The organism is Dietzia alimentaria 72, assembly GCF_000226215.1.
GTDB lineage: Bacteria > Actinomycetota > Actinomycetes > Mycobacteriales > Mycobacteriaceae > Dietzia > Dietzia alimentaria.
The window spans coordinates 1-12014 of sequence record NZ_AGFF01000006.1 but is presented as its reverse complement, the minus strand read 5'-3'; the positions used below and the strand labels follow the sequence as shown (position 1 = coordinate 12014).

Genomic DNA, 12014 nt, shown 5'->3' with positions numbered 1-12014 from the left:
GCTCCCGTGCCCGTCGCGCCACCGGCCCCGTGGGAGCCCGCACCCTCACACCGAGTAGTACCGCCCCATGAACTCCGACTTGTACGCCAGGTACTCGTCGGGGCCGGCGGCCATGGCGGCGCGCACATCGTCGACCAGCCGCACCACAAACGCCAGGTTGTGCAGGGTCAGCAGGGTCTGACCGAGAAATTCCTTGGCCTTGAACAGGTGATGGATGTAGGCGCGGCTGTATTCGCGGGAGACCTCGGAGAAGCCATCCGGGTCGAGCGGGCTGTGGTCGTGCCGGAACTGCGCCCGCGTCATGTTGACGCGCCCGTCGAGGGTGTAGATGCCGCCGTGCCGCGCGAGCCGGGTAGGGGCCACGCAATCGAAGGTGTCGGCGCCGTTCTCCACCGCGGTGAAGATGTCGTCCGGTTCGCTGATCCCCAGCAGGTGGCGTGGCCGGTCCTCGGGTAATTCCTCGGTGCACCAGCCCACGATCGTGCCGAGGTTCTCCTTCTCCAGCGCGCCGCCGATGCCGTAGCCGCCGAACCCGCGTCGACCCTGGTCCTCAGCGCGGTCGCTCATCTCCACCAGCCCCCGCACGGCCTGCCGCCGCAGGTCCTCGAACTGGGCGCCCTGAACCACACCCCACAGGGACTGCCCCGGCCGGTGGGTGCGCTCGTTCGACAGTCGCTCGTGCTCGTCGAGGCAGCGCTGCGCCCAACGGCGTGTCCGCTCGACGGAGCTCTCCTGGTACTTACGGGTGTTCATCAGAGTGGTGAGCTCGTCGAACGCAAACAGGATGTCAGCGCCGAGCCCGTGCTGGATCTGCATCGACACCTCCGGCGAGAAGCGGTGCCGGGAGCCGTCGAGGTGCGAGGTGAAGGTGACGCCGTCCTCGTCCACCTTCGCCAGCCGCCCCTGCCCCTTGTTGGTGGCCGAGTCGTCCGGAGTCGGCGTGGCCCCCGCGGACATCTCGATCACCTTCTTGAACCCCACGCCCAGGCTCATCACCTGGAACCCGCCCGAGTCGGTGTACGTGGGCCCGGACCAGCGCATGAACTCGCCCAGCCCGCCGGCGGCGTCCAGCACGTCGTGCCCCGGCTGGAGGTAGAGGTGGTAGGCGTTGGCGAGCACCGCCTGAGCGCCGGTGGAGCGAACCTGCTCGGGCGTCAGCGTCTTGACGGTGGCCTTGGTGCCGACCGGAATGAACGCGGGCGTGGCGATATCGCCGTGCGGGGTGTGGATCACGCCGGTGCGGCCGCCCGCGGTGCCGTCGAGGACCATCCGCTCCCCCACATCGAACGTGGCGGAGCGGGTGGAGGTCGCGGCGTCATCGTGCATGTCCCCATCGTGGCACGGCGGTCCGACTCCGCCGCGGCGGACCTAGGATGAGGGGGATCGACGATGACGAGGTGAGCGATGACCAGCGCGACCGGCCGACGCCTTTCCCGCGAGAAACGCAGAAGCCAGCTGGTGGTCCTGGGCGTCCGGCTGCTCGAGACCGTGCCGTTCCATGCCCTGTCCATGGATGACGTGGCCGAGCGCGCCGGGGTTTCCCGCAGCCTTCTCTTCCATTATTTCCCCACGAAGCTGGACTACTTCACGGCTGTGGTGCGAGAAGCGGCCGACCACGTTCTGGCTTTGACGGAAGTACCCGCGGGCACGAGCGCCGAGGACGGGACACGGGCCATAGTCACCGCACTGGTGCGCTACATCCAGCGACGCCGCGACAACTACGTCGCCGTCCTGCGCTCCGGCCGATCGGTGGACCCGGCTCTCGAGCATGTGGTCGCCGACATGCACCGCACCATCAGCCTGCGGATCCTCGAAAGCCTGGGCGTGTCCGACCCGGATCCGATGTCTCTTGTTCTGACCCGCGCCTGGCTGGCGGGGATCGAGGAACTCGCGCTGCTGGGCGAGGAGTCCGGCCAGCGCCAAGAGGCAGTGATCGATTCAGCCCTCACGACCCTGCACGCGGTGGTCATGCTGCCGGATTTCGCGGCCGCGAGAAATGCGAAGAACCCCGGCCCTCTCTAGGAGGACCGGGGTTTCCCGTGGCGGTGGCGGTGGGATTTGAACCCACGGTTGGGGGTTACCCAACAAAGCATTTCGAGTGCTTCACCTTCGGCCGCTCGGACACGCCACCGCCGAGTACGTTACTAGAAGCTGGCCCCCGCGCGAAAATCGCCCGGTAACAGGCCGGTCAGAACGTGATCAGTTGTTGCCGGTGAGCTTGTCAGCGACGTCGTTGGCCTTGTCCTTGAGCTTCTCGGCGCCCTGCTTGAGGTTCGCCGAGCCCTGGTCCGCCTGGCCCTCGGCCTGCAGATCACGGTCACCCGAGGCGGCTCCGGCCGACTCCTTGGCGCGGCCGCCCAGCTCTTCGGCCTTGTTCGAGAACTTGTCTCCCACTCCCATGTGGTGCTCCTCTCGATCGCGGCGCCGAGTTCCGGCGCCTATTGATCTCCACCGTACGGACGTACCGGCGATGCCTCCACCGGTCGCCGGTCACAATCGGGTCACCGGACGCTGAACGGTCGCTTGGATCACCGCCGGTCGCGGAAGAACTCCTCGAGCACCGCGGCGCACTCGTCCTCCAGCACTCCCCCACGCACCTCGGGCCGGTGGACGAGCCGCCGGTCGCGGACCACGTCCCACAATGAGCCACACGCACCGGTCCTGGGCTCCCACGCGCCAAAGACGATGCGGCCGACCCGCGCCGCCACAGCCGCTCCGGCGCACATGGTGCAGGGCTCCAGCGTCACGACGAGGGTGCAGTCCTCGAGCCGCCAGCCATCGCGTAACTCGCCGGCGGCCTGGCGCAGGGCGAGGATCTCGGCGTGGGCAAGCGGGTCACCGTCAGCCTCGCGGCGGTTGGTGGCAGCGGCCAACTCACGGCCGTCCGGTCCCAGGACGATGGCCCCGACGGGAACGTCCTCGACAGGAGTCCCCTTGACGACGACGAGAGCGCGCCTGATCAGCTCTTCGTCCGCCGCGCGCACCGAACTCACGAGTCGGGCAGGTGCCGATCGAGTTCCTCGCCGAAGCCCATCCGCTCGGCCACTGACTGCAACTGCTCGTCGGCGTAGAGGTCGGTCTCGGAGACGATGATCTCCAGCACGCCCGCCGGCAGCCCCAGATCCTCGAGGATGCCCATGTCCCCCTCGCCCCACGGGTCGGTCTCCTCGAGCTCATCGTCGGTCAGATCGGGGGTGTCCACGTTGAGTTCGTCCAGCACGTCGGCGGCGAGGTCGTAGTCCAGCGACGCGGTGGCATCCGACAGCATGAGCCGCATCCCGGACGGGCCGGGGCGCAGGATCACAAAGAACTCGTGGTCCACGTCCACCATTCCGAAGGACGCGCCCTCGGTACGCAGCGCCCGGACCTGCCGGGCCGCGTCATCAAGGCTTGTCAGCGCCGCATCCTCGAGACGGGTGATCTGCCACGAGCCGCCCTCCTGCATGACTCCGAGGGCGTAGCCGGTGACGGCGTCGTCATCATCGTGGCTCCCACTGTTACGAGGGCTTCGGTTGGAGGAGCTGGGCATGGGCTCAACCGTAGTCGGCTGTGAGAACCTTGTCAGGTGACGGCAGTGACGGACGTGTGTGTGCTCGGTGTCGGTCTGATCGGCGGCTCCCTGATGCGGGCCCTCGGACCCGATCGGGCGTTCGGGTGGAACCGGTCGGCGCCCGGCGCGGAAGCCGCCCGTGCCGCGGGCTTCGACGTGACCACAGATCTGGAACTCACTCTCCGCCGGGCCGCGCGACGGGACGCCCTCGTCGTCGTCGCCGTTCCCCTCCCGGCACTCGACGCGGTCCTGACCGCGGTGGCCGAGCACGCGCCGGACGTCGCGCTCACGGACGTGATCAGCGTCAAGGGGCCGGTCCTGGATGCGGTGCGGCGGCACGGACTGAACGCGCGGTTCGTGGGCGGGCACCCGATGGCCGGCACCGCGAATTCTGGCTGGGGCGCCACCGACCCCGACCTGTTCCGCGGCGCCACCTGGCTCGTCGCCGCCGACACCGATGCCGACCCCGACACCTGGTCGCGCGTCGCCGCCACAGCCATGGAGTGCGGGGCGCGCATCGTCTCGGCCACCTCCGCAGACCACGACGCCGCAGTGGCGCGCATCTCCCACCTCGGGCACGTCCTGGCCGAGGCCCTCGCGCTGTCCGGCGGACGTGGCGGGGACCTGGCCCTCGCGCTGGCGGCGGGCTCGTTCCGCGACGGCACCCGCGTCGCCGGGACCGCGCCCGACCTGGTGCGGGCGATCTGCGAACCCAACCGCGACGCGCTACTGACCGTGTTAGACGAATGCCTGGCCGACCTGGGTGCTGCGCGCGAGTCCCTGGTCCGGGAGGGGACGCTGGGGTCGCTCGTCGACGACGGGCACCACGCGCGCCGGAGCTACGAAGACGTGCAGGCGAAGCGGGATGACGACGATGATCTCGCCACCGGGATCAGACCAGGGGCGCCGGGGTGGCTGGAGATGCTGCGGGCGTCAGGGGCGCAGGGCAGCGCCGTGACTCTGTCCGACTGAGAGCGTCAGACCCGGCGGCTGAGGCCCGGAATGTCGATGATCATGCCGTCGGAATCCACGGTCGCGCTGGTGGAGGCGGTAGCGGTGATGCCGTGGACCTGTTCGCCGTCGCTCGACATGGTGATCGAGTCCTCGGTCACCTCAAGCGTCATGGAGTCCACCGACAGGACCCGCTGCTCCGCGGAGTCCTGCTGGCGGTGCAGGCCCAGGCGGCGGATGATCACGCTGGCGAAGAACACGCTCAAGGTGATGTCAACGTCCATCACGCCCTCGCCGCCCACTCGGGAGCGGATGTCACTGGGATCGTCGAGGAGCCAGGCCCCCTCGGCGTCGCAGGTCAGGTCAATCGTGCGCTCGTAGTCCTCGGTGGTGACCGTCAGCTGGACGCGGCGCAGGGCCTGATCGGAGCTGATCTCCGCCTCGTATTCGAGGGTGAAAGCGGAGTGATCGGTGTGCGCGGCGGCGACGATGCGTCCACGGGCGCGGGCGGCGTCTCCCCTGCTCACCACTCTGACCTGCTCGATCAGTCTGCCGGTCTCGGAGATCCACGTGTACAGGCGAGGGGCCGAGGCGCGCTGCGCTTCGGACTGCGGCGAGGGCGACTGAGAAGCGTTCACAGCCCCCACGGTAGGAAACTCCGGGCGGAAACGCACATCCGCTCCCGTCGACGACGTCCGGTGTGGACCAATTCCCGAGCTCGAAGTCACGGTCAGCGGGGCCGTAGCTCCACTCGCGCCCGACGCCACGGGTACAGCGTCACGTTGCGCGAGCGCGGCCACTCGCGCCCGCTGCCCACCTGATCGATCCGGTAGCGCTCGAGTAGCTGACGCAGAATCACCTGACCCTCCATCATCGCGAAGGACGCCCCGATGCAGCGGCGCGCGCCACCACCGAAAGGTAGCCATGTGGTGGGCGTGGGCACGTCTCCCAAGAATCGCTGCGGGTCGAATTCGCGCGGTGACGGGTAGGCCCCCTCCCGGCGATGCGCCAGGACGATCAACGGGGAAACGGTCGTGCCCGCCGGATAGGTGCGCCCTCCCACGGTGGCCGGTTCCTGCAACTCCCGCAGCACCATGGGCACCACGGGGTGCAGTCGTAGGGCCTCCTTGAGGACGGCGTCCATGTACTCGGACCCGCCTTCCGCCATCTCGGCGACGCAGCGGTCCTGAACGCCCGGATGCCGGGCGAGCTCGAGCATCGACCAGGCCATGGCGGTGGCGGTGGTCTCGTGACCCGCGGCAACCAGGGTGATCAGCTGGTCCCGCAATTCCTCGTCCGCAAGTCCCCGTGCCTCCTCTGACGAGGCCCTGACCAGTAAAGAAAGCAGATCGCGACGCTCAGCCAGCCCAGGGTCCCGGCGCGCCGCCGCGATCTCCTCGTCCAGAAATTCGTGGATCGCCCCCAAGTCGCGGACTTCGCGGCTCCACGGAGGGAAACGCCGGAGGGCAGGGAAGTTCATGCCGATCATCACCACCGGTCCGGCGTCCACCGCCCGGGCCACGATAGGCCGTATCCGGTCCAGTCGGTCGGAGTCGGTCACGCCGAACACCACACGCAGGATCACCTCCAGAGTGAGCTGGTTGAGCAGGATGTGAGCGCGCACCCGACCGGAGCGCGGCCAGCGGTCCAGTTGCTGGCGGGTGACCTCTTCGACCAGAGAGCGGTAGCCGGCGATCTCGCGCCGACCGAACGCTGGTGCCAGGAGTCGCCGGGCTCGGGCGTGGTCGTGACCGTCCTGGAGCAGGAGCGAGTGGGCGCCGAGGATCGGGCGCAGGAGTTCGTTGCCCTTACCCGCGTGGAAGATCGACGGCGACCCGGCAAACACGTCTTTGATGTCCGCGGGGTCGGCTAGCCCGATGATCTTCCGTCCCCCGGGCAGGTTCTTGAGCGAGAACGGGACGCCGTACCTTCTGGCCGCGGCCGGGAAGAGTGCAGCGGGCGCGGCCAGGGTGAGCACGGCCTGTACGAGCGCGGGCAGGCGGTGGGGGCCCGGGGGCAGTCGGTCGTCCATGCCGCTCACCGTACGAGTGGCATAGCAGGTTCGTACCCGATTCCTACTGGACCGCACCACGAGTCCTCGTTTCTGTCACCATGGTCCGGTGAGAAGACTCGGCTACGTAGCGGCGAGACGCCTCGCGCTCGAGACTCTGGGATGGACGCTCATCGTCCTGGGGATCGCCGCACTGTTCCTCCCCGGCCCCGGGCTGCTCATGCTCTTCGCCGGGACGGTGGTGCTCTCGCGGCAGTATGAGTGGTTCGACCGGCGGCTACTCACGGTCAAGCGTCTCGCCATGGAGGGCGCCTCCCACGGCGTCCAGTCGTGGCCCAAGATCGCGGGCTCGCTTCTCGGCGTGGCATGGCTGGTCGGACTGGGCCTGTTCTGGGGCATCGGCTCGTCGGTCCCGACCTGGTGGCCGCTCCCGCCCGACCTGTGGCTGATCGGCGGCTGGGGCACCGGCGGCACCCTCGTCTTCTCGGGCCTGGTCGGGTTGGCGCTGCTCGTCTACGCGTTCCGCCGGTTCCGCGGCAACCCGTATGACCACGAGGCCGAGGTGGTCCACGACCACCGGCGCCGCGAGGAACGGCGCCGGTTGCGAGCCGCGCGGCGCCGCGCCCGCACGGACGTCACGTCAGACTGAACCTCTCCTCGCCGCCCACCTCGATCAGCCGCTGCTCACCCCGCACGCTCACTCGTACCGGGGTCGCGTCGATCACGCCGTCGCGGTGACGGACCACCACCTCGTCCGTCATCACCGTCACGGTGAGTGGCGAGCGCAGGTAGGTCATGCTGAACGAGACCCCGTCGATGGCGCTCGGCAGGTTCGGGTCGAAGTGCAGCATTCCGCCCTCGACCCGCATCCCGGCGTAGAACCGCTGCACGAGGTCGACCGTTCCGGACATGACCCCCATGTGGATGCCCTCGCGGGTCGTGCCGCCCTGGATGTCGTGCACATCGCTGCCCAGCGCGACCTTGAACCTCTCCCAGGAGCTGTCGGGATCGAAGCGGGCGAGCACTCCGGCGTGGGTGACGTACGAAAGGGTCGACCCGTGGGAGGTGCGGTGGTCGTAGTACTCGATCGTCCGACGAGCGGCGTCCTCGGGGAACTCGTACCCGAGGCGCGTGAACACTTGGCGCAGTTCCTCGTCGCTGAACAGGAAGAACAGCATCACCGCATCGGCCTGCTTGGCCAGTTTGTATCGATCCGGCGTGTCGCCCTCGGCCTTGAGGATCCGGTCCAGGCGCTGGATGTTGCCGTACTCCGCGCGGTAGGCGTCCCAGTCCAACTCCTCCAGCTCGTCGTACCCCTCGAACTGGCTGATGATCCCGTCGTGGAACGGCACGAACATCTTGCGACTCATATCCCGCCATCGCACGATCTCCTCGTCCCGGAGTTCGAGCCGGGCCCGGACCGCGTTGGCGCGCGGGGCCGGGAGGAGGTCGAGCAGGCCGGCTGCGATGTCGCAGATCCACGCGACGAACACGTTGGTGTAGGCGTTGTTGCGCAGCCCGCCCTCGTCGGCGCCGGGGTGCTTCTCGTGGTATTCGTCCGGGCCCATGACGCCATGGATCTCGTAGCGGTCCCGCTCGGGCGAGTAGTGGGCGATCGACGACCAGAACCGGGCGATGCCGAGCATGAGCTCGGCGCCGCGGTACTCAAGGAACATGGTGTCCTCGGTGATGGTGAGGTACTGCCAGATGTTGTAGAAGATCGCCGCGCTGACATGGCGTTGGTTGTGGGAGAGGTCCTCATGCCACTTACCCGACATGGGGTTGAGATGCATGGACTGGGTCTGCTCGCTGCCCAGCGACCCGCTCTGCCACGGGAACATGAAGCCCTCAAAGCCCGCTTCTCGCGCGGCGGCGCGCGCCTCCGACAGCCGCCGGTAGCGGTACATGAGCAGGCCACGGGTGATGTCGGGCGTCCGGAACGTGAGGAAGGGAAAAACAAAGAGTTCGTCCCAGAAGACGTGCCCGCGGTACGCCTCGCCGCTGATCCCGCGGGCCGGAACGCCGGCGTCCAGGTCCGCGGTGTGGTGAGAGCAAGTCTGGAGGATGTGGCTGATGTGCACGCGAATCAGGTGCTGAGCCTCGGCGTCGCCGAGGATCTCCACATCACAGCCCTGCCACAGGCGCTTCCACGAGGAGGTGTGGTGGTTGTAGGCGGGCGCGAATCCGCGCGACCTCGCCACCGACCGGTGGGCGCGGACGAGGGTGTCCCCGGTCGCCGGGTCGCGGGAGGTGAAGATCGCCACGGACTTCTCGATCCGCGTCGGTCGCCCCTCGCTTAACTCCAGCGTCAGGGTCTGCTGGATGTAGTCGTCGTCCTGGTAGTTCGTCCGCTCGACCTCGATCTCGGTCTCCCCCGAGAACACCTGGGTCCGGGCGGCCACGCTGATGAACACCTCCGACTGGCGGGTGCGCGTCTTGAGGCCCATCACATCCGTTTCGAACCGGGCGGTGCGTTCGGTACGCAGGTGATGCCGGGCCAATTCCCGGTAGCGGGGCACCCCGCCGTTCTCGACCCCGCCGTCCAGCGCGGTGACCACCTCCACCTCGCCGGACCAGTTGACCGGCGTGAGCGTCCACTCCAGGTAGGCGTGGTGCAGGCTCGCCATGGACACGAACCGTCGACTCACGAGCTCGGTCTCGCGCCCCTGCGCGTCCCGGAACCGCAGCCGACGGGTGAGCAGGGCCGTGGGCAGGTGGAGTTCATGGTGGTAGTCGAGGATCTCCACCTCCGCGAGCCGGAGGACCTCCGCGCCGTCGATGCGGAGCTTGAGCGGCAACCAGTTGGGGAGGTTGACCAGGTCTTCGTTGTGGACGGGGACGCCGCCCATCATGGTGGTGGCCTGGTTGAAGAGGCCGTGGATGTAGGTGCCCGGGTAGTGGACGTCGTCGGCCTCCTCCCACTCGGCGGCGCCCCGGGTGGCCATGTACCCGTTGCCGGTGGAGGTGAGGGTCTCGCGCAGCCCCTCGTCGTCGGCGTCGAAGCCGATGTAGGACAGGGTGAGGGCGTCGTCGCCAACCGGCGGTGGGACCGCGCGGTCGCCGGCGGGTGTCTGACTGCTCGTTGAAGTGCTCACTCCTGCGACACAACCACAACGTGGGCGCGGCCGAGGGCGGTCTCGCGACGAAGCCCTGGAAGATCGTCATCTAGAGGTGACCCGACAGTCGCCCCTCTGCGCTATGATCTACATCACAGTCGGGACGGCCGGGGCCGCGCCGCGAGCCCTGTTGTCGACCGTTCCGTCGCACCCAGGGGGTCATCATGACCGTTCAACTCATCCAGATTACCGAGGACGTCGCCGACCGCCTCCAGGTCCTCACCACACCGACGACGTGCCAGATCGGCGATGCTCGCATGATCATCATCGACCTACTCGGCTCCGGCCCGTCGTGGCCACTGTCCGTGCTGGTCGACCGGGTCTGCACCGCGTACGAGGCGCCGGATGGCGAGCGTCTCATGGTCGACCTGCGCGACCGCGAGGGACTGGCCGACGACGAACTCCGTGACGAGCCCGCACTGAAGCACGTGCGGTGGGTCCGGGCCACGCGACTGGCGCTACGCGAACTGACCGATGCCGGAGAGGTGCGGTGGAGCCTGCCGTCCGACGACCCGGACGAGGCCGACCATCCGGAGGTCGAGGTATTGATGTCCGGCGCCGAACCGCGCGCGATCCGGATCTACGTGGGCGAGCCACTGCCCGACGGTTCGGTCTCCTTGCGGTAGCGCACGGCCACCGCGAGCATCACTGCGCCGACGGCGATGAAGGACAACACACGGAACAGTCCGGGCAGGGTGGCCAGGTCGAGCAACAGCAGTTTCGCCAGGGCGAGTGAGCCCAGGATGAATCCGAGCCTTCGCGCGTCGCTGATACGCGGGTTCGGGGTGAGCACCAGCCAGGCCGCACAGCAGGCCCACAGCACGGTCACCACCAGGTGCGCGGCGAGAAAACCGTTGCGTGCCGCTCCGGCCAGATCACCGATCACGACACCGGCCGCGACCACCGCCACCGACAGGCTCGCCAGCGCGACGACCGCGCCCACCATGACCACGCGCCTCGACTCACCCGCTAGTCGACGACGCGCCCACCACGTGACGGCGATCGCCAGTGCGGTGATGGCGACCGCCGAGACCACGTCCCAGTAGGAGAACTCCAGCAGCGCCAGACGCGCACTGAGAGCGAAATGCGGCTGGTTGACGCCCACGTGGACGAGCACCGCGAGCACGGCGGCTGCCCCCGCGACCCACTCCACCCATCGGCGCGCCCACAGCCCTGCGGCCACGACGTAGGCGAGAGCACTCAGGGTCAGTGCGAATCCGGTCAGCTCGCGCCCACCCAGTTCCACCCAGGCCAGCAGAAGGAGCGCGCTCCCGACCACCCCCGAGACGGCGCAGAGCAGCCCGTGGGATTTGTCCCGCCCGGCGCGGCCCGCCAGGACCGCGACGATCAGGTAGGCCGCGACCGCAGCGAGCAGCAGACCGAGAGGCCACCCCGGCCGGAGCAGCGGAACTTCCGGCAGCACGGCGAGGGGGACGGCGGTGGGGATGACGACGAGGGCGGCGTTCTCGATGGCCGGGCTGCGGCGGACGGTGTCGAACCAGGCCACCCCCAAAGCGACAGCGGCAAAGACGAGTGCGGTCACGATGAGCGCAATCTGCTCGACGCGACTATGCAGGGCCGCCTGCGAGAGATAGCCCGTCAGTGTGAGTCCGGGGATGACGGACCACACCACGCGGACGACCGTTCCGAGGTCGGCAGCGAGGGCCGCGGTGGCGAGTCCGACGATGGCGATGAAGATCGGCAGCTCGATGCCGTCCGAGATGAGGGGCGCCAGCAGCATCGTGCCGGCCGAGACGAGGCAGGCCAGCAACCCGGAATGCCAGCGTCGGGCCAACACCATCCCGGCGAGCGCGAGGCCGCCGACGAACATGTAGGCGGCCGGGACGGGGATCCACAGGTAGAGGGTGGTGCTGGCGATGACATCCAGCATCGCCGCGGCCAGGCCGGTGCCGACTAGGGCGAGAGCACCGGGATTGACCTTGGTCTCGGCACCGGGATCGTGACGGGATTGCAGGAGCAGTCCCAGCCAGATGAGTACGACCGCCAGGACCGCGGCGGCCAGCACCCGCGCGAGCGGCGGGAACAGCCCAGCCTGGATGGCCACGACCAGCAGGAACGCGATGCCGGCGAGCATGACCGATCCGCCGATCGCCGCGATCACACTTGCCGCGGTGATGCGTGAGCTTCTCCGCCGCGGCACTCCCGCAGATGGATGCACCGGCCGGTCCGTGGGCACTTGATCCGGGAGCTGCGGCCGGCCTGCTGGTGGCGCGTGGTTCCCCGGGTGTGCGGGCGGTCGCCAGGGTTCATTCGCGCGCGATGGCCGCCAGGGTGCATTCGCGCGAGGTGGCCGCCAGGGCCCTGGCGCCGGCGGTGGCACGGGCCCTGGCGCCGGCGGTGGCACGGGCCCTGGCGCCGGCGGTGG

12 protein-coding genes and 1 tRNA gene are annotated in these 12014 nt (G+C 68.9%); 4 read left to right on the top strand and 9 right to left on the bottom strand.

Annotated features, from left to right (window positions below; all coding sequences use genetic code 11):
- Positions 1-45: 45 nt before the first annotated feature.
- Positions 46-1326 carry a tRNA guanosine(34) transglycosylase Tgt gene (tgt, locus tag ON04_RS02300; protein ID WP_010539957.1) on the bottom strand — a complete coding sequence of 427 codons (1281 nt, stop codon included), beginning with the start codon at positions 1324-1326 and terminating at the stop codon, positions 46-48.
- 78 nt (positions 1327-1404) lie between these two features.
- Here tgt and ON04_RS02295 point away from each other — a divergent pair, with 78 nt between their 5' ends.
- Complete coding sequence (locus ON04_RS02295) at positions 1405-2022, top strand: TetR/AcrR family transcriptional regulator (RefSeq protein WP_010539956.1); 618 nt, start codon at positions 1405-1407, stop codon at positions 2020-2022.
- A gap of 18 nt (positions 2023-2040) precedes the next feature.
- Here the strand turns inward: ON04_RS02295 and ON04_RS02290 are convergent.
- The 4 genes from ON04_RS02290 to ON04_RS02275 all read right to left on the bottom strand — a co-directional run bounded on the left by ON04_RS02290 (position 2041) and on the right by ON04_RS02275 (position 3529).
- Positions 2041-2131: transfer RNA gene (locus ON04_RS02290), tRNA-Ser, on the bottom strand.
- A gap of 68 nt (positions 2132-2199) precedes the next feature.
- The gene (locus ON04_RS02285; protein WP_010539955.1) at positions 2200-2400 is read right to left on the bottom strand and encodes a CsbD family protein; all 201 of its coding nucleotides are present in this window, start codon (positions 2398-2400) and stop codon (positions 2200-2202) included.
- A gap of 128 nt (positions 2401-2528) precedes the next feature.
- On the bottom strand, positions 2529-2993 hold the full coding sequence (locus ON04_RS02280) for a nucleoside deaminase (RefSeq protein ID WP_010539954.1): 465 nt from the start codon (positions 2991-2993) through the stop codon (positions 2529-2531).
- The gene (locus tag ON04_RS02275) at positions 2990-3529 is read right to left on the bottom strand and encodes a tRNA adenosine deaminase-associated protein (RefSeq protein ID WP_010539953.1); all 540 of its coding nucleotides are present in this window, start codon (positions 3527-3529) and stop codon (positions 2990-2992) included. The genes ON04_RS02280 and ON04_RS02275 overlap by 4 nt, the downstream gene beginning before the upstream one ends.
- 36 nt (positions 3530-3565) lie before the next feature.
- Between ON04_RS02275 and ON04_RS02270 the strand changes: the two genes are divergently transcribed.
- A complete protein-coding gene (locus tag ON04_RS02270; RefSeq protein ID WP_010539952.1) occupies positions 3566-4522 on the top strand; it encodes a prephenate dehydrogenase in 957 nt (318 codons plus the stop codon).
- Between the two features lie 5 nt (positions 4523-4527).
- Here ON04_RS02270 and ON04_RS02265 read toward each other — a convergent pair whose 3' ends face one another.
- Both ON04_RS02265 and ON04_RS02260 read right to left on the bottom strand, forming a co-directional pair.
- Positions 4528-5139 (bottom strand): putative glycolipid-binding domain-containing protein, encoded by a 612-nt coding sequence (locus ON04_RS02265; protein ID WP_010539951.1) that lies wholly within the window; start codon positions 5137-5139, stop codon positions 4528-4530.
- A gap of 92 nt (positions 5140-5231) precedes the next feature.
- The gene (locus ON04_RS02260; RefSeq protein WP_010539950.1) at positions 5232-6533 is read right to left on the bottom strand and encodes a cytochrome P450; all 1302 of its coding nucleotides are present in this window, start codon (positions 6531-6533) and stop codon (positions 5232-5234) included.
- A gap of 88 nt (positions 6534-6621) precedes the next feature.
- On the opposite strand from ON04_RS02260, the gene ON04_RS02255 reads away from it, so the two are divergent.
- Positions 6622-7161: a PGPGW domain-containing protein gene (locus tag ON04_RS02255; protein ID WP_010539949.1), complete on the top strand. Its 540-nt coding sequence runs from the start codon at positions 6622-6624 to the stop codon at positions 7159-7161.
- On the opposite strand, the gene ON04_RS02250 is transcribed toward ON04_RS02255, so the two are convergent.
- A complete protein-coding gene (locus ON04_RS02250; RefSeq protein WP_010539948.1) occupies positions 7148-9607 on the bottom strand; it encodes a glycoside hydrolase family 65 protein in 2460 nt (819 codons plus the stop codon). The two genes, ON04_RS02255 and ON04_RS02250, sit on opposite strands and share 14 nt — an antisense overlap.
- A gap of 185 nt (positions 9608-9792) precedes the next feature.
- Here ON04_RS02250 and ON04_RS02245 point away from each other — a divergent pair, with 185 nt between their 5' ends.
- Positions 9793-10254, top strand: a complete 462-nt coding sequence (locus tag ON04_RS02245) for a hypothetical protein (protein WP_029457518.1) — start codon at positions 9793-9795, stop codon at positions 10252-10254.
- On the opposite strand, the gene ON04_RS02240 is transcribed toward ON04_RS02245, so the two are convergent.
- Positions 10209-11750 (bottom strand): DUF2339 domain-containing protein, encoded by a 1542-nt coding sequence (locus ON04_RS02240; RefSeq protein WP_010539947.1) that lies wholly within the window; start codon positions 11748-11750, stop codon positions 10209-10211. The two genes, ON04_RS02245 and ON04_RS02240, sit on opposite strands and share 46 nt — an antisense overlap.
- Between the last annotated feature and the right edge of the window lie 264 nt (positions 11751-12014).

What these genes read in the sequence shown, in the direction of transcription:
- ON04_RS02275 (WP_010539953.1), bottom strand. Translation starts at nt 3,529, where the DNA reads ATGCCCAGCTCCTCCAACCGAAGCCCTCGTAACAGTGGGAGCCACGAT.
- ON04_RS02285 (WP_010539955.1), bottom strand. Translation starts at nt 2,400, where the DNA reads ATGGGAGTGGGAGACAAGTTCTCGAACAAGGCCGAAGAGCTGGGCGGC.
- ON04_RS02295 (WP_010539956.1), top strand. Translation starts at nt 1,405, where the DNA reads ATGACCAGCGCGACCGGCCGACGCCTTTCCCGCGAGAAACGCAGAAGC.
- tgt (WP_010539957.1), bottom strand. Translation starts at nt 1,326, where the DNA reads ATGCACGATGACGCCGCGACCTCCACCCGCTCCGCCACGTTCGATGTG.
- ON04_RS02245 (WP_029457518.1), top strand. Translation starts at nt 9,793, where the DNA reads ATGACCGTTCAACTCATCCAGATTACCGAGGACGTCGCCGACCGCCTC.
- ON04_RS02260 (WP_010539950.1), bottom strand. Translation starts at nt 6,533, where the DNA reads ATGGACGACCGACTGCCCCCGGGCCCCCACCGCCTGCCCGCGCTCGTA.